General features: G+C 36.2%; 17 protein-coding genes. 13 read left to right on the top strand and 4 right to left on the bottom strand.

Annotation, left to right across the window (positions count from 1 at the left end; genetic code table 11):
• Positions 1-17: 17 nt before the first annotated feature.
• Positions 18-1,652: an apolipoprotein N-acyltransferase gene (lnt, locus tag AC3HD6_RS22965; protein ID WP_488898430.1), complete on the top strand. Its 1,635-nt coding sequence runs from the start codon at positions 18-20 to the stop codon at positions 1,650-1,652.
• Between the two features lie 350 nt (positions 1,653-2,002).
• Here the strand turns inward: lnt and AC3HD6_RS22960 are convergent, their stop codons facing one another.
• Positions 2,003-3,715 carry a T9SS type A sorting domain-containing protein gene (locus AC3HD6_RS22960; RefSeq protein WP_488898429.1) on the bottom strand — a complete coding sequence of 571 codons (1,713 nt, stop codon included), beginning with the start codon at positions 3,713-3,715 and terminating at the stop codon, positions 2,003-2,005.
• A gap of 240 nt (positions 3,716-3,955) precedes the next feature.
• Between AC3HD6_RS22960 and rpmB the strand changes: the two genes are divergently transcribed.
• The 6 genes from rpmB (at position 3,956) to AC3HD6_RS22930 (ending at position 6,418) form a co-directional block, all read left to right on the top strand.
• Positions 3,956-4,198: a 50S ribosomal protein L28 gene (gene rpmB, locus AC3HD6_RS22955; protein ID WP_002976757.1), complete on the top strand. Its 243-nt coding sequence runs from the start codon at positions 3,956-3,958 to the stop codon at positions 4,196-4,198.
• Between the two features lie 6 nt (positions 4,199-4,204).
• Positions 4,205-4,387, top strand: coding sequence for a 50S ribosomal protein L33 (gene rpmG / locus AC3HD6_RS22950; RefSeq protein WP_027373683.1), 183 nt, complete (start codon positions 4,205-4,207; stop codon positions 4,385-4,387).
• 19 nt (positions 4,388-4,406) lie between these two features.
• Positions 4,407-4,556 carry a DUF4295 family protein gene (locus tag AC3HD6_RS22945; protein ID WP_065395045.1) on the top strand — a complete coding sequence of 50 codons (150 nt, stop codon included), beginning with the start codon at positions 4,407-4,409 and terminating at the stop codon, positions 4,554-4,556.
• A gap of 89 nt (positions 4,557-4,645) precedes the next feature.
• Positions 4,646-5,116, top strand: a complete 471-nt coding sequence (locus AC3HD6_RS22940) for a RidA family protein (RefSeq protein ID WP_488898428.1) — start codon at positions 4,646-4,648, stop codon at positions 5,114-5,116.
• Positions 5,117-5,131: 15 nt separating this feature from the next.
• Positions 5,132-6,085, top strand: a complete 954-nt coding sequence (gene ftsY / locus AC3HD6_RS22935) for a signal recognition particle-docking protein FtsY (protein WP_123910164.1) — start codon at positions 5,132-5,134, stop codon at positions 6,083-6,085.
• A gap of 72 nt (positions 6,086-6,157) precedes the next feature.
• Positions 6,158-6,418, top strand: a complete 261-nt coding sequence (locus AC3HD6_RS22930; protein ID WP_123910163.1) for a GlsB/YeaQ/YmgE family stress response membrane protein — start codon at positions 6,158-6,160, stop codon at positions 6,416-6,418.
• A 72-nt stretch (positions 6,419-6,490) separates the two neighbouring features.
• On the opposite strand, the gene sppA is transcribed toward AC3HD6_RS22930, so the two are convergent.
• A complete protein-coding gene (sppA, locus tag AC3HD6_RS22925; RefSeq protein ID WP_488898427.1) occupies positions 6,491-8,248 on the bottom strand; it encodes a signal peptide peptidase SppA in 1,758 nt (585 codons plus the stop codon).
• Positions 8,249-8,268: 20 nt separating this feature from the next.
• On the opposite strand from sppA, the gene folK reads away from it, so the two are divergent.
• The 6 genes from folK to fmt all read left to right on the top strand — a co-directional run bounded on the left by folK (position 8,269) and on the right by fmt (position 16,066).
• A complete protein-coding gene (gene folK / locus AC3HD6_RS22920; RefSeq protein WP_488898426.1) occupies positions 8,269-8,685 on the top strand; it encodes a 2-amino-4-hydroxy-6-hydroxymethyldihydropteridine diphosphokinase in 417 nt (138 codons plus the stop codon).
• Between the two features lie 17 nt (positions 8,686-8,702).
• Positions 8,703-9,788 carry a flagellar motor protein MotB gene (locus AC3HD6_RS22915; RefSeq protein WP_068944559.1) on the top strand — a complete coding sequence of 362 codons (1,086 nt, stop codon included), beginning with the start codon at positions 8,703-8,705 and terminating at the stop codon, positions 9,786-9,788.
• A 47-nt stretch (positions 9,789-9,835) separates the two neighbouring features.
• On the top strand, positions 9,836-11,359 hold the full coding sequence (locus tag AC3HD6_RS22910) for an OmpA family protein (RefSeq protein WP_488898425.1): 1,524 nt from the start codon (positions 9,836-9,838) through the stop codon (positions 11,357-11,359).
• Between the two features lie 213 nt (positions 11,360-11,572).
• The gene (locus AC3HD6_RS22905) at positions 11,573-13,009 is read left to right on the top strand and encodes an OmpA family protein (protein ID WP_488898424.1); all 1,437 of its coding nucleotides are present in this window, start codon (positions 11,573-11,575) and stop codon (positions 13,007-13,009) included.
• A gap of 77 nt (positions 13,010-13,086) precedes the next feature.
• Positions 13,087-14,994: a RecQ family ATP-dependent DNA helicase gene (locus AC3HD6_RS22900; RefSeq protein WP_488898423.1), complete on the top strand. Its 1,908-nt coding sequence runs from the start codon at positions 13,087-13,089 to the stop codon at positions 14,992-14,994.
• Between the two features lie 124 nt (positions 14,995-15,118).
• Positions 15,119-16,066, top strand: a complete 948-nt coding sequence (fmt, locus tag AC3HD6_RS22895; protein WP_488898422.1) for a methionyl-tRNA formyltransferase — start codon at positions 15,119-15,121, stop codon at positions 16,064-16,066.
• Between the two features lie 126 nt (positions 16,067-16,192).
• Here fmt and AC3HD6_RS22890 read toward each other — a convergent pair whose 3' ends face one another.
• Positions 16,193-16,774 carry a Crp/Fnr family transcriptional regulator gene (locus AC3HD6_RS22890; protein ID WP_488898421.1) on the bottom strand — a complete coding sequence of 194 codons (582 nt, stop codon included), beginning with the start codon at positions 16,772-16,774 and terminating at the stop codon, positions 16,193-16,195.
• Between the two features lie 101 nt (positions 16,775-16,875).
• Positions 16,876-17,997, bottom strand: coding sequence for a 3,4-dihydroxy-2-butanone-4-phosphate synthase (gene ribB / locus AC3HD6_RS22885; RefSeq protein ID WP_068944565.1), 1,122 nt, complete (start codon positions 17,995-17,997; stop codon positions 16,876-16,878).

Genomic DNA, 17,997 nt, shown 5'->3' with positions numbered 1-17,997 from the left:
TATATTAAAATAATTTAATGAAATACGTTCTGCTAACACTTATTTCAGCAATGCTGCTGTCGGTCTCTTGGCCTACTTATGGAGTTCCTTTTTTTATCTTTTTCGCCCTCGTTCCTCTTCTGATGATGGAACATGGAATTTCAAAATTTTCAGATTACAAAAGAAAGAGCTGGATTATCTTCGGGCTATCCTATCTTTGTTTCGTCATCTGGAATATTGTCACTACAGGATGGCTGTATGGCTCCAAAAATCCGGACGGAAGCCATTCTATGATGGCTGTTGTATTCCCGGTTCTTGTCAATTCACTTTTGTATTCTTTGGTATTCCAATGTTATCATTGGTATAAAAATGCTCAGGGAACTTATTGGGGATTAGGATTCTTCATTGCTATCTGGATGAGTTTTGAAAAATTTCACTTAGGCTGGGAACTTACCTGGCCATGGCTGAATTTAGGAAATGTATTTTCAGATTATCCCAAACTGATTCAATGGTATGATACCTTAGGAGCAACCGGCGGAAGCTTTTGGATCTTACTAATCAACGTTCTTATTTTCTATACGGTAAGAACATGGGAAGCAGGAAGAAAGAAAAAAGACCTGATTAAAAATTCATCGATTATAGCAGCTTTAATCGCTGTTCCTATGATTATTTCGAGCATAAAGTATAACAATTTTAATGAAAAACCATCCGGACAGGTGAATGTACTAATGCTGCAACCTGATCTTGATCCGTATGCCGAAAAATATTCAAAAGACAGTTTAACGATTGAACAGGATCTTTTGGCACTGGCTGAAAAAAATTCAACCACAAAAATAGATTACTATATCGCTCCAGAAACAGCCCTGCCCGGTAGAGGTTCCATTTCTGAAACCGGCTTGGAAAAAAGCTTGCTTTTAAATAATGTCAGAGATTTTCTGTCTAAACATCCGGGATCTGTTTTTGCAACAGGAATATCTTCACACCGTTTATATTTCGATCCGGCAACTTTACCCAAAGAAGCTTATCAGATTAACCAGGGAGTTTGGGTAGCAAGCTACAATACGGCGATTCAGCTCGCTCCTCAACAAAAAACACAGGTTTATCACAAAGGAAAATTGGTTCCCGGTGTTGAAATCTTCCCTTATATGAATGTTCTAAAGCCTCTTTTAGGAGACGCTATGCTGAATTTAGGTGGAACTGTTGCCTCTTTAGGAACAGACAAAGAAAGAATCGCCTTTTCCAATCCTTACAACAAAGGGAAAATGGCGCCTATTATCTGTTACGAAAGTATTTATGGTGAGTTTGTCACAGATTACGTAAAAAAAGGAGCTAATTTCCTTGCTATTATGACCAATGATTCATGGTGGGGCGTTACTGAAGGCCACAAGCAGCTTTTATCTTACGCAAAACTAAGAGCCATTGAAACCAGAAGAGAAATCGCCCGTGCCGCCAACAGTGGAATTTCTGCCCATATCAATGCCAAAGGTGAAGTGACAGCAGATACTTTCTATGGGGACCAAACTGCATTATTTTCAAAAGTTAATCTTTATGATGGAATGACATTCTACTCCAGAGCCGGAGATCTTCTTTCCAGGTTCTCAATGTTCGCTTTAGGATTTTTATTATTCTATTATCTGATTAAATGGTTTCAGGCAAAAACAAAGAAAGCATAGTGATTGAACATCAGTAACACTGATTTTTACACTTTAAAATATAGTCTGCGTTATCTGCACAATCTGAGAGATATTGAATTCTCGCTGATGAAGCAGATAACGCAGATTTTTTATTTAAAACAAACATCTGTGCTAATCTGTAAAATCTGTGGAAAATTAAACTTTTGCAGATTAAATGACTAACACCATTTCTTTCATTTGAATACAAATAACCACACCCATCTGCGTCATCCGCGAGATCTGCGAGCAACATTTAACTCATTTCCATAAAGCCAATCCCAAGAGATTGCCGGAATAAAAAAAGAGAAGCCAGCTGGACGTCTGGCTTCTCTCAAGATAGAATGATTCAGTTACTTAATAGTAAGTTTTTTGGTGGTTATTTCGTTTTTTATCTTCAGTTTTAATAGATATACTCCTTTTGGAAGATGAGACACATCAATAGATTGATCTCTGTTTAAAATGATATTTAGTTTTCTTCCTTCGATGGAATAAATTTCAGCTTCTGAAGCCTTCTCCCCTTTGATATACACTTTATCAGAGGCTGGGTTCGGATAAATAGTAAACTCTTTTTCACGATTGTTCGTATATTCATTGGTTGATAACGAACCTTGTGTAGAAGCATCAGAATATACTTTAGACGCATCAATTGATCGTACACTCCAGTATACATTCTGAACAGACGGATCAAGATCCAGAAACCATGAAGGTGTAGTTACAATATATTTGGCAATATTCTGTGATCCAGGTGTAGATCCTACTTTAATCTCATAACGTAATGCATTGGCAGGGGTTTTATCGTCTGCTGCTCCATTCCATGTAAAATTAAATCGGTTTCCATTTTTAGTCAGATTCAGGTGAGTTGGGGCCATTGGTTTTACATTCTGCTCTGTAGAATTATTTTTAAAAACCTTTGTCAAAGATGGATTATCCTGGCCTGCCCAATCAAATCCGCTTAACAATACATCCAGATGATTATCCTTGTTAAAATCAAATAGCTGCATCGTCCCAGGTCCTCCTAAACTGTGCAAGCCTGTGATAGTTCCTTCTGTAAACGTTTGACTGGCTGGATTATATAAATAGGATTTTACCACTGCGTTATAATTAATATCTCCTGCAATCATAAAATCATAGTATCCATCATTGTTCAGATCTCCAACACTTATTGAAGCTTCAGAGATCTCTGATGTGATCTGATGGGTAACTAAATTACCGGTTCTGTCATTCATCAGAACAGCAAGATAAGGATCATCATTTGGATCTTTACCCGCCACTACAATATCCTGGAACCCATCCGCGTTAAAATCCGCTACTTCCAGTTTTCCTGAAATTAAAGAATCAAGAGCCTGTGTATCTACCAATATTCCGTTTTGGTTGATATATACTTTGGATACCGGGTCACCATTGATATCCGATCCGATAATTACAAGGTCTAAAAGCTGGTCATTATTAAGATCTACCACTTTAAAGCTTCCATTTTGAGTCCCATCGACCCAATTATCAGTCAGATCAAAACCTGCTCCTGTGTTTTTATAAAAATCAACAGAATTTTTAAAACCTCCTCCGTGAGCAAACTGAGTTCCATTGATAGCATAGTCTGGCTTTCCGTCATGATTAAAATCAAAAACTTCCAATGAACCATATATCTTTCCCGGAAGCTCATTTTCTCTTACAAAACCAACCCCTGTATTTTTAAAACGATAATGCTTATAATTTACAATATCCATATAACTCAATCCGGTGGAAATAATATCCATCAGCCCATCATTGTTATAATCGATAAATTTTATATCCCCTAGATGCGTCACATCGCCGCCCAGATCGGTATAAGGCTGTAAAGTAGTTCCCGTATTTTGATAAACTTCATTATAAGTTGCATCAGGATTTCCATCTCCATCAGAATCTATGGCACCATTCATAGCAATATCCAACGTACCATTATTATCCACATCAGCAATATCCGCTGCCGAGAAATAAAAATTATTCATTCCGGTCTGTATCTCCGTAAAATTCTGAGCACATAAACCAACTGGCAGCATAGACAATAGAATATAAATTCTCTTCATAATTTTTATTTAGATTAATTAAAAACAAAGATAGAATATTAATTTTCTTGCCTGAAAAAAAGCCTGTATGAAATATATCAGCACTGATTTCATGCTATATCCCAGAAATTCGGATATTTTAAAAAATCAATATTTATAATCAGCCACTTATTTATAAATATTTTCCAAAAGATTTGTCTATATAAAAAATTCTTCGTTATTTTGCACTCTCAAATATTATACAAATAAGAACATCGAGATATGTCAAGAATTTGCCAAATAACAGGAAAGCGTGCAATGGTTGGTAACAACGTTTCTCACGCTAATAACAAAACGAAGCGTCGTTTTGAAATTAACTTATTAGAGAAGAAGTTTTACCTTCCAGAGCAAGATAAGCACGTTACACTGAAAGTATCAGCTCATGGATTGAGAGTGATTAACAAGATTGGAATCGAGGAAGCTATTGAAAGAGCTACTAGAAACGGATTGATTAAAAAGAATTAATAAATCATGGCAAAAAAAGGAAATAGAGTTCAAGTAATCCTTGAATGTACAGAGCACAAAGAAAGCGGTATGCCAGGAATGTCTAGATACATTTCTACAAAGAATAAAAAGAACACTACAGAGAGATTGGAATTGAAAAAATACAATCCGGTTCTTAAGAGATCTACCCTTCACAAAGAAATCAAGTAATTTATAAATATAACTTACAATGGCAAAGAAAGTAGTAGCAACCCTACAAACCGGGTCTAAGAAAATGACTAAAGTGGTGAAAATGGTGAAGTCTTCTAAATCAGGAGCTTACGTTTTCGAAGAAAAAGTAATGAATGCTGATGAAGTAGATGGTTTTTTGAAAAAATAATCAATACTTTATTTACAATATAAAAAACTACTCATATTTTGGGTAGTTTTTTTGTTATCTTTGTTCACCAGATTATTAATCAGTGAAATATGATGAAGATTTTTGTTCTAATATGTACAGTTATTTTCCAATTTTCATTCAGTCAGAAAACAATGGATCCTATAGAATACAAAAATTCACCAAGAGTTTTCAGCATCCCGGGATTATCACAATCAGTAAGCATTGATTGTGGTACTTCCAAAATGATTTTACTGTCTGGTCAGGTTCCTTTAGATTCAAAAGGAAATCTGGTGGGAAACAATGTGGAAGAACAGACGCATCAAGTTTTCAAAAACATTGAAAATATTCTGAAAGAGTATGGAGGTACAGGAAAGGACATTGTCAAACTTAGCATTTTCATTACAGACATCTCAAAAACTCCGGATTTCAGAAAAGTCAGGGACGAATATGTCAATCTTCAGAATGCTCCTGTAAGCAGCCTTATAGAGGTAAGCAAACTATTCAGGAATGATGTACTGATCGAAGTAGAAGCCACAGCAGTGATTAAAAACAAAAGATAAGAATAAACTAAAACTATGAGTTGGTTTAAAAATATTTTCAAAAAGGAAGAAAAGGAAACTCTGGATAAAGGATTGGAAAAATCCAGCCAGGGATTCTTTGAAAAAATGACGAAGGCCGTAGTCGGTAAAAGCAAAGTAGATGATGAAGTTCTGGATGATCTGGAAGAAGTACTGATTGCATCTGATGTAGGCGCTTCCACTACCATTAAAATCATAGAAAGAATTGAAGAACGTGTTGCCCGTGATAAATATGTGGGGGTAAACGAACTGGATGCTATTCTTCGTGAGGAAATTTCAGGATTGCTGCTTGAAAACCCTCACGCTGGAACAGGAAACATTGATACTTCAAAAAAACCTTATGTTATAATGGTGGTAGGAGTAAATGGTGTTGGAAAAACAACAACGATTGGAAAGCTGGCTCACCAGTTCAAATCAGAAGGTAAAAAAGTAGTTCTTGGAGCTGCGGATACCTTCAGAGCCGCGGCAGTTGACCAACTTGTTATCTGGAGTGAAAGAGTGGGTGTCCCTATTGTAAAACAAGAGATGGGGTCTGATCCTGCTTCTGTAGCTTTTGACACTGTACAAAGTGCTGTAGCCCAAAATGCAGATGTTGTGATCATTGACACTGCAGGAAGACTTCATAATAAAATCAACCTGATGAACGAACTTTCCAAGATTAAAAGGGTAATGCAAAAGGTAATTCCTGATGCTCCCCATGAAATCTTATTGGTACTTGATGGTTCTACAGGACAAAATGCATTTGAACAGGCCAAGCAATTTACTGCAGCAACTGAAGTAAACGCTTTAGCAGTCACAAAATTAGACGGAACAGCAAAAGGAGGTGTGGTAATCGGCATCTCAGATCAGTTTCAAATTCCAGTAAAATATATAGGCGTAGGAGAAAAAATGCAAGACCTGCAGCTTTTCAATGGTACGGAATTTGTAGACTCATTCTTCAAGAAAAGATGATTTATATCATGTTTTCCCTTACATTAGTAAACAAATCAATTTTAAATATTAACCATTAAAAAATTTGCAACTATGGGAATTATAACATGGATCTTATTCGGTCTTATTGCAGGTGCAATCGCTAAGATGATTATGCCAGGAACTCAGGGAGGAGGCTGGCTTATCACCATTATCCTTGGAATTGTAGGAGCATTTGTAGGAGGCGCTATAGGAGTTTACATTTTGCATTGGGGAGATGTTACCTCATTCTGGAATCCTAGAAGCTGGATTCTCGCTATTGGAGGCGCTTTAATTGTCCTCTGGATTTACGGAATGGCTACGAAGAAAAGCTGATGTAATGCTGATAAAAAAATAAAATCCCGGATCTGAAATTCAGATCCGGGATTTTTGTACAATATAATTTAGTTAGTTGTTGATTCTAATCTGGTAAGGCATTTCCATTTTTATCTCAGACTGCAGCTTCTTGTCTGTAATCTGTTGAAGGATTTCATAATTGGACTTTCCTATTTTATTTTTGATAATTCTTGCAGAAACATCGTCTTCATTAAGATCTTTGAAAATTTGCTCGAATGGGGTCATTTTCTTAGGATAGGATTCTACATAGTAAGACTTCACTCCTGCTTTCTGTGCTGCAAATTTCACAGCATCGTTAAGAGTTCCAAGCTCATCTACCAAGCCGATTTCCTTAGCACGTACGCCACTCCAAACTCTACCTCCACCTACATTATCAATCTGCTCAAATGTTTTCTTTCTATTCTGAGTAACGAAATGTACAAATCTTTTATAAGTACCTTCCACACTTTTTGTCATCATGTTTACTCCATAAGGTGTTACTCCGTTTAATCCTGAATAATACATGGAATTAGCATTAGTCGCCACAACATCTGCACGAATACCGTTCTTATTTGCGATATCTTTATAGTAAGGCAATACACCAAATACTCCAATAGAACCGGTAAGCGTGTTAGGCTCAGAATAAATCTTATCAGCAGCCATTGCTACATAATAACCACCAGAAGCTGCATAGTCCCCAAAAGAAACAACCAGTGGTTTTTTCTTTTTCAGCTGCTGTAATTCAAATAAAATTTCATCTGAAGCATTTGCACTTCCCCCAGGAGAGTTAATTCTGAATACTACCGCCTTCACTTTATCATCCTCCTGTAGTTTTTTAATGTATTTAACATACTTCTCAGAGTGAATGTCATTATATTGATCTCCATTGTTAATAGATCCCGATGCATATAATATCGCTACTTTTTCACCCGATTTATCATCATCAGCAAAAGAACTGATATAATTTGTTAAAGAAACCTTATTCAGTTTCTCTTCATTCTTTACATTCAGCTTTGTTTTAAGCATATCCTCATATTCTGATTTCTGGATAAGCTTGTCTGCCAGTTTATATTTTAATCCCTGCTCAGGAATCATCCCGTATAAGCTGTCAACAATTGTTCTGAACTGAACTGTATCAATTTTTCTGGAGGCAGCCATTTTATAGGATGTATTTTTCCAAAGGTCATTTAACAGAGTACTCAGCTGTTCTTTATTTTCAGGAGAAATATCATTTCTTAAGAAAGGCTCTACCGCAGATTTAAATTTACCATGACGAATTACCTCTATTCCAACACCGTACTTATCTGCAAAATCTTTAAAGAAGGTTACCTCAGTAGAAAGGCCTTTCAATTCTATACCTCCAGCAGGATGAAGATAGTATTTATCTGCTACTGATCCCAGGTAATAAGCGGATTGAGAAACTCCGTTTCCATAAGCATACACAAATTTTCCGCTTTTCTTAAAATCTTCAATAGCATTTCTAAGATCATCAATTTGAGTAAGTCCTGCATTCAGGTCATCGGTCTCAATACTGATTCCTTTAATATTATCATCAGTTTTAGCCTTATTAATCGCCTCAAGTACGTCATATAGAAGAACGTTTTTATTCTGGCTGCCCAGTCCAAACAGGTCCATTTGTTCTTCAGTAGGGCTGTCTATTATATTGGTCTTTAAATTAATGGTAAGAACCGAATTCTTTTTCACTGCCACAGACTTGTCACTTCCCATAGAACTGAACACAAGCATCATAATAAAAAAGACGAAAAATACAGCACAAAGTATGATTATTGCTACTATATTTGCCAAAACATTTTTAAAGAAACTTCTCATAAATCAATCAATTTTTCAATATGTCGCAGCAAAGGGTAGTTTTGTTACTAGGAAGTAACCTTGGAGAGCAAAAAAAAAATATTGAACAGGCTTTACAAAAAATAAAGGAAGCCGGAAATCAAATTTCACAGGTAAGCGAATTTTTAATGTCTGATCCTGTAGAATTTGTCAGTTCCAATATTTTTTGTAATATTGCAGCAATAATATTCACGCATCTTTCACCAATTCAGCTGCTTGATTGTATTAAAAACATTGAAGCTGAAATGGGAAGAATTAATGATTCAAAAGTATCCGGTGGTTATACAGACAGGATAATAGATATTGATATCATTACATATAATGAATTAAATTTTATATCAGAAAGATTAGTAATCCCTCATAAAAAACATCTTTTTGAAAGGGATTTTTCCAGAATATTATTAAAAGATTTTATTTAAAACATAAAACATATTGTATGAAATTAGGTTTATTATTATTGGCTACAACCTTGCCAATTGCCGCTTTCGCACAAAGCAGCAGTACTACAGTAAACTCTTCTACTGAGTATCCTAATACATTCTCTTCAGGCTCCGCTAACGTACAACCTTTTGACAACAAAGCAAGACGCTTCAGAGATTGGTCTATTTCAGTAGGTGGAGGAGCAGCATTTATGGTTCATTCTGACCTTAAATCTCTACGTAAAGATAAAACCAATTGGGGGTATAATGCTTATGTAAGTATTGATAAGCAAATCTCACACACTTTCGGTTTAAGCTTGATGTATACTAAAGGAGAAACTAAACAGACAGGACAACTTACGGGTGCTGCGGGTGCCGCTGCAGGAGTTGCTACTGCAACAACGCAGTTTGACCAATTAGCTTTAATGGGAGATATCAACTTCTCAAACTTGTTAAGAAGAGTTGATAACCATTCTCCTTACAGATGGGCTTTCCATGGATACATGGGTATCGGGCTTCAGGCATTCAGAACGTCATTACATGATAATAATGAAAACAGATGGAGTGATAATCCGAAAAGAATTCCTTCATTTGTAAGACAACCTCTGGATATTGGTTCCGTATTCTATCAGGGAGGTTTAGGACTTAAATATAATGTTTCTAAACTTATTGATGTTGAAGCAAGAACTATGTACATCATCAGTGGTGATGACGAATTTGATGGCGGTGGTCCAGCTTACACAGCATACAACATGCTTAATGACAGAAAATCTGATAACGCATGGACTGTAAGTTTAGGGGTATCTTTCAAATTAGGAAAACACGATTCTCATTTAGCTTGGCATGACCCACTTCAGGAAGCATACTACAGAACCTACGTTTTAGAAAATAAGACTACAGATCTTGTAGTGTGTGAAAAAGGAGATGCTGATAATGACGGAGTATGTGACGATTGGGACAGACAACTTGATACTCCTGCTGGAGCAAGAGTAGATGGTGCTGGTGTTGCTCTTGATATGGATCTTGATGGTGTTATCGATCTTTATGATAAATGTGTAACAGTTCCCGGACCTGTTGAAAACAACGGATGTCCAACCAAATAATATAAAAGCAGAAAACCGCTTTAAAAAATCAAAATAAATAATACACGATGAAATTAAGTTTAGCAATTGTTGCTTTAGCTTTGGCAATCCCTACAGCCAGCTATGCACAAGATTCATCAGCAGCTACAGATGGAAAGTATCCTAATACATTCTCTTCTGGTTCTGCTAATGTTTCCCCATTTACCAATCAGTCAAAAAGATTTAATGACTGGTCTATTTCAGTAGGAGCTGGAGTTCCGTTACTTCAATCAGCGGATTTAACTTCTATCAAAAATGGTAATGGTAAAAACCTTTTTGGATATTCAGCTTATGTAAGTATTGATAAAGCCATCACTCATGCTTTTGGGATCAACTTACAGTATGACAGAGGTGAGACAAGACAAGGATGGTTCAATACCAAAGATGCAGCCCCTGATGCGGGTGCTGTAGCAGGCAGAACTCAGTATGATGCAATTTCCCTTTTAGGAGACATCAATTTCTCTAACCTTTTGAGAAGAGTTGACAACCATTCTCCTTACAGATGGGCCCTTCACGGATATGCAGGTATTGGTACTATTGCTTACAGAGCTTATCAGAAAACGAGTAAAGGACAAACATTAGCTACTGAAATTAAACCTTTCCAATTAGGTTCAATGTTTATGCAAGCTGGTGCAGGTCTTAAATTCAAAATAAACAGAAGAATCGATCTTGAAGGTAGATTAATGTATGTAGTAACCGGTGATGATGAATTTGACGGCGGAGGTATGGCGTACAGCGATATCAACAGACGTTCAGAGCAGGTTTCTGACAACTTCTTCAACGCTACTTTAGGTCTTTCTTTCAAGCTAGGAAAACATGAGTCTCACTTAATGTGGCATGACCCGCTTCAGGAAATCTATTACAAACTTGATGTTTTGGCTAATAAAAACCAGGATATCGAAGTATGTAAGAAAGGAGATGCTGATAACGACGGAGTATGTGACGATTGGGACAGACAGCTTGATACTCCTGCTGGAGCTAGAGTGGATGGTGCCGGTGTTGCTCTTGATACAGACCTTGATGGGGTTATTGATCTTTACGATAAGTGTGTAACGGTTCCTGGACCTGTTGAAAACAACGGCTGTCCTGTGAAAAAAGACAATAATCAAACTGCTGTAGAGGTAGAGAGAACACTTAAAGATATTTACTTTAACTTTAACAAAGCTACCATCAGACCTGAATCTAACAGTAAATTAGACCTTGCCGCTTCAATTATCAAAGAAAACGGAGGAAACTACTTACTAACAGGACACACTGATATTAAAGGAAATGCTGCATACAACTTAAGACTATCTAAAGAAAGAGCTGCTGCAGTAGTAAATGCTCTTGAAAACAGAGGGATCAATGAAAGTGTGTTGAAATCAAGAGGAGTAGGCTCAGCAGAAGCTACTATTCCAGCTTCAGCTTCAGATGCTGAAAGATTGGCAGACAGAAAAGTTACGGTAAGATTTATAGAAAGCTCAGAATGGAATTCTATTAAAAAGAAAGACTATGAAGATGCTCCTGTGAAAAAACCAGTAAAAAAAGCTCCGGCTAAGAAAAAGAAAAAATAATTTCTTGTTACAATACATAAACCGAAAAGAATTGCTCTTTTCGGTTTATTTTTTTTCTACTACCACTTTTTTTACATACCTTTATATCATTTTCCGGGCAATAGGCACAAAATCATCAAGATATAGCCATTATTGTTTTGGAAAAAATAATATAAAAATCACTTTTTAACGTAAAAAAATCATTTAAAATAACTTAACTAAAAAAATAACACTATGAAATTAAGTTTAGCAATTGTTGCTTTAGCATTGGCAATTCCTACAGCCAGCTATGCACAAGACTCAACGGCAGTTTCAAAAGGAGAGTATCCCAATACGTTCTCGTCTGGGTCTGCCAATGTTTCCCCATTTACCAATCAATCAAAAAGATTTAATGACTGGTCTATTTCCGCGGGGGTTGGAGTTCCACTACTTCAATCTGCAGATTTAACATCCATCAAAAATGGTAATGGTAAAAACCTTTTTGGATATTCAGCTTATGTAAGTATTGATAAAGCCATCACTCACGCTTTTGGAATCAACTTACAGTATGACAGAGGTGAGACAAGACAAGGATGGTTCAATACCAAAGATGCAGCCCCTGATGCGGGTGCTGTAGCAGGCAGAACTCAGTATGATGCAATTTCCCTTTTAGGAGACATCAATTTCTCTAACCTTTTGAGAAGAGTTGACAACCATTCTCCTTACAGATGGGCCCTTCACGGATACGCAGGTATTGGTACTATTGCTTACAGAGCTTATCAGAAAACGAGCAAAGGACAAACATTAGCTACTGAAATTAAACCTTTCCAATTAGGTTCAATGTTTATGCAAGCTGGTGCAGGTCTTAAATTCAAAATAAACAGAAGAATCGATCTTGAAGGTAGATTAATGTATGTAGTAACCGGTGATGATGAATTTGATGGTGGAGGTATGGCGTACAGCGATATCAACAGACGTTCAGAGCAGGTTTCTGATAATTTCTTCAACGCTACTTTAGGTCTTTCTGTAAAATTAGGAAAACATGAGTCTCACTTAATGTGGCATGACCCGCTTCAGGAAATCTATTACAAACTTGATGTTTTGGCTAATAAAAACCAGGATATCGAAGTATGTAAGAAAGGAGATGCTGATAACGACGGAGTATGTGACGATTGGGACAGACAGCTTGATACTCCTGCTGGAGCTAGAGTGGATGGTGCCGGTGTTGCTCTTGATACAGACCTTGATGGGGTTATTGACCTTTACGATAAGTGTGTAACGGTTCCTGGACCTGTTGAAAACAACGGCTGTCCTACAACCACTACAGGACCGGTAGTAGAAACAGAAACTAAATTAGAAGGAATTGAATTTGACTTAAATTCTGACAGAATTTTACCTTCAAATACTCCTATCTTAAATAATGCTGTAAACTACATCAATTCTTCAAACGGTTCTTACAATGTTGTAGGAGCTACTGATACAAGAGGTACTGATGCTTACAACCAAAAATTATCTCAAAGAAGAGCAAACAACGTTAAGAATTATCTAATTAAAAACGGAGTTCAATCTGGTAAGTTAAACGCTGTAGGTAAAGGAGAAAAAGACCTTAAATACCCTGAGTGTGAACCTGCAACGAAGTGCCCTGAATGGAAAAACAGAGCCAACAGAAGAGTATACTTCGAAGCTAAATAATAAACTTATTAAGTTACTATATAAAAGTCACGCATCGCGTGGCTTTTTTTGTCTGATACTTTCCTTATTTTTACAACATGATTTCTCCACAGGATTTTCAAAAGCTAAAATATGATACTCTTAAGTATTTCTGGGGCTATACCGGCTTCAGAGATTCTCAGGAAGAAATTATCAATGCTGTCATCAATGAAAAAGATACACTAGTATTGCTTCCTACAGGTGCTGGAAAATCATTATGTTATCAACTTCCCGCTTTACTAAAAGAAGGAACCTGCCTGGTAATTTCCCCTTTGCTGGCTTTAATGAAAGACCAGGTAAATCAGCTTAAATTCCGCGGTGTAGAGGCAGAGTATCTGTCGTCCGAATTAGATGAATATGATGCCGAGGCCATTTACAACCGTTGTAAAGAAGGACTCACCAAATTGCTATACATATCTCCGGAAAGATTAACCAACACCCAGTTTCTTCAGAATATCGAAGAAATTGAGCTGTCATTCATTGCCGTTGATGAAGCACACTGTATTTCCGAATGGGGACAGGATTTTCGTCCAAGTTATCAAAATATCAAAGGTTTTAGAAGTAATAATCCTGAAATCCCTTGTCTGGCATTAACAGCAACAGCAACTCCAAAAGTTCTTGAAGAAATTAAAAATAAACTTGAACTGAGAAATCCTGTAGTTTTCCAGAAAAGCTTTAAAAGGGATAATATCAAAATCTTTACAGAAGAAGTCTCTGATAAATTCCAACGTGTTCTGGATATTTTAAAGTATAATACGGATTCCGGAATTGTTTATGTAAGAACCCGAAAAGAGGCTGAACTGCTTTCAGAATTTCTAAAGAAAAATCATCTGAAAAATGTAGATTATTTTCATGCAGGATTAACAACAAAGGATAAAAATACAAGGCAAAATCTCTGGAATAACAGTGATAATCAGGTTTTAATTTCTACCAATGCATTTGGAATGGGTATTGACAAGGACAATGTACGCTTTGTTCTCCACTACTCCCCTGCCGCTTCGATTGAAAATTATTATCAGGAAATAGGAAGAGCTGGAAGGGATGGCAAAGAAAGTTTTGCATTTATGCTATGGAACAAACAGGAACTTTTAAATTTTGATCAAATCCTTAAAAATCAGATTCCTAATAAAGCGGAATTTTTAAAGATCATCAGCTACCTCTACTCTATTTTTCAGGTAGCAGAATTTGAGTTACCCGAGAAAACGTTCCAGTTAAATACAACCGGAATACAAAATTTCACCAGGTTATCAAAAGCCAAGATCAATAATGTTCTTAATTTTCTTCATAACCAGGAAATTATTTACCACAATGATAATAAGAGCCTATCCTCTCTGGAACTTTTTATTAAATCTGATGAAATAGATCAGCTGCCTCAAAAAGATGCTTATTTTATAGAGCTTCTTCTTCGTACTATGTCCGGAATTACCACACACAAAGTAATGTTCAGCGAGCAGCAGATAAGCAATAAAATTCAGGTAAGTGTTCCTTTAATTAAAGAACGTTTAAAAGAACTTCAACAGAAAAACTATCTTGAATATATAGATGGCGCTTTATCGAGTATAAAATTCCTGAAACCTCGTGATGAAAGGACAGTGAACAATGCTTATTGGAAACTTTTTGAACATATTCAGCGAAACAAGATTCAGAAATGGGAAGAAATGAAGTTCTATGTAGAAGATAAGGACTACTGCAAAATGAAACTTATCCTGGCTTATTTCGGAGAAAAGAATTCGAAAAACTGTGGCCAATGCTCTGTATGTGAAAAGAATAAACAATCTATTTTCGGAAAAAATATTTCCCAGCAGATTATCAATCTATTAGCAAAAAAATCAGCAACCATAGAAGAACTTTCTATACAGCTAAGCTATCATTCCAAGGAAAGCATTCTGGAAAACTTAATTTTTCTATTAGACTCCGGAAAGGTAAAAATGCTGAATTTCAGAACATATGCATTGAACCATGAGTAATGAGTAATAAGTAATTAGCAATGAGTTCTTGAACCTTAAACATTGAGCTTTAAATTGTCTGAATTTCCTCCGAATCAAGACCATCCAACTTCGCATATCATCTACAAAACCTTATCTTTGCAGTATGAAATCATTGAAAGTCGTTTTTTTAGGTACTCCTGAGTTTGCAAAAACTTCTTTGGAGGCTATTCATCAATCTCATCATCAGGTGGTAGGTGTAGTAACCGTAGCAGATAAAGCAAGCGGGCGTGGTCAGAAAATCAACCAGTCACCAGTAAAAGTATATGCTTCAGAAAATAATATTCCTGTTTTTCAACCTGAAAAATTGAGAAATCCTGAATTCTTAGAGGAACTTAGACAGCTTGATGCTGATGTTTTTGTGGTGGTAGCATTCAGAATGATGCCTAAGGTTCTTTTTGAAATGCCTACAATGGGAACTTTCAATCTTCATGCTTCTCTTCTTCCAGATTACAGAGGAGCTGCACCTATTAACTATGCCGTCATCAATGGTGAGGAGAAAACAGGAGCAACCACTTTCTTCATTAATGAAAAAATTGATGAAGGAAATATTCTCCTTCAGGAAGAAATTGAAGTTTTACCTGATGAAAATGCAGGTCATCTTCATGACAGACTAATGGAAATGGGTTCAAAATTAGTAGTAAAAACACTGGATGGATTAGCAGACAATACTATTGAAGAAAAGCCACAACCTGAAGTAGAACACCCTAAAAATGCTTATAAAATATTTAAGGAAGATACCCGAATCAATTGGACCGCCGCATCAAAAACGGTACATCAATTTATCCTTGGAATGTCTCCGTATCCGGCTGCCTTCACAACGTTGAAAATTGGTGAAGAGGAAAAAGGATTAAAAATATTTGGCGGAAAATTTGAAATTTCCAATCATGATAAACCTGCCGGAACATTGGATATTTCAAAAAATGGATTCAAAATCTATACTCAGGACGGAGCTTATTTTCCACAGGAACTTCAATTAGAAGGAAAGAAACGAATGACGGTAAAAGACTTTTTGAATGGCTTCAGAAACTTTGATGAAATAACATTATTGTAATTTATATAATTGAATTTTAACCATAAAAAAGTCACAGCAGATATTTTGCTGTGACTTTTACTTTTTAAAATCATCAAGAATATTGAAGTTATTATAGATAGTTAAGATAAAAATCAGATGATTTTTTTATGCTTTTCCTACAATCTTTTTGCGAAGCCTGCTCAGAGATTCAGGGGTCACCCCCAGATAAGCTGCAATCTGAATATTGGTAAGACGATGAACTGTTTCGGGATATTTCTTTAAAAACTCAATATAGCGCTCTTCTGAAGATTTACTTAAATTATCAATAATTCTACGCTGTAAAGCAATAATTGAGCTCTGAAATTTGAGTCTCATTAGTCTTTCCACCTCCGGCATTTCCACATATAGTTTTTCTTTATCCTTTTTTGAAATCAAAAGAATTTCACTGTCTTCGAGCGCCTGAATGGTAAGTTTGGACGGAATTCTATTGATAAAACTATCTATATCGGAGATCCACCAGTTTTCAATAGCAAAATATAATATTTGTTCCGCAGCATTTCTGTCCGTATGAAAAACCTTAAAACATCCTTTCACTACAAATCCTTCAAAATCGCAGATACTGCCTTCCGTCAATAAAAATTCTTTCTTCTTTATTTTCCGATGGGTAAAGGCACTGCAATACTTTTCCAGTTTTTCATCTGAAATATCAACATATTCCCGGATATGTTTTTCTAAAGACTCGGTCATGGTCTAAAAATAAAAAAAGGTTTAGAAAAATCCTAAACCTTTTATTTTATATGGTAAAAAATCATTTAAAGTGAAACAAATTCACTATCGATCTTCTCTTTTTATAACTGTACCAGCTCAGTAACTTCTACATCATATCCTCCAACCTGAGGTTTGATATTAGGGTTTTGAGTGATTACTTTAAACTTATTAATTCCTAAATTCTTTAAGATCTGCGTTCCAATACCATAATCTCTGTAGTTGTATGCTAAAGTAGGATGCTGCTCCTGCCCGTCCTGATAATTTAGGAACTGCTGAAGTTTTCTTAATGTATTTTCAGAATTGGAAACGTTATTAATGAAAATAATGGCTCCTTTTCCAGCTTCGTTCACCATATTGGTTACTTTCTCCAATAAAGGTTTTTCACCGTTGTTTAATCTTGTTAATACATCAAAATAAGAATCTGAAGACTGTACTCTTACCAAAACCGGCTCATCTACTGTCCATGCACCTTTTGTCAATGCAAAGTGGATCTGATCATTAGAAGTCTCTCTGAATGCATAGAAGTCAAAATCACCGTAATGTGTTTTTACTTTTTTCTCTTCCAGCCTTTCTACAAGATTTCCTTTTTTAAGCTGATAGTGAATCAAGTCTTCAATAGAAACAATCTTCATATCATGTTTCTGAGCAAATGCATGAAGTTCAGGTAAACGGGACATCGTTCCGTCTTCGTTCATAATTTCACAGATGACACCACCTTCTTTCAACCCTGCTAAATGGGTAAGATCAATAGCAGCTTCAGTATGTCCTGCTCTTTTCAATACTCCTCCTTTTCTTGCACGAAGCGGGAAAATGTGCCCGGGTCTCATGAAGTCTGTAGGCTTGGATTTTTCATCCATCAAAGCTAAAATCGTTTTTGCTCTATCTCCTGCAGAAATCCCGGTAGAAGTGCCGTTTCCAAGGAGGTCAACTGACACGGTAAAGGCTGTTTCTTTAGGATCGCTGCTTCTGCTTACCATTACTTCTAGTCCAAGTTCATCACATCTTTTTTCAGGAAGCGGCATACAGATAAGCCCTCTTCCGTGAAGTGCCATAAAATTGATAATTTCTGGTGTTGTGAGTTCTGCTGCGCAAAGAAAATCTCCTTCATTTTCTCTGTCTTCATCATCTACTACTATGATTATTTTCCCATTTCTAAGGTCTTCAATAGCCTCCGGAATAGTATTTAATTTAATATCAGACAT

Source organism: Chryseobacterium sp. II3a, from assembly GCF_057815135.1.
The sequence above is the reverse complement of the archived record's forward strand: the minus strand, read 5'-3'. Positions and strand labels throughout refer to the sequence as shown.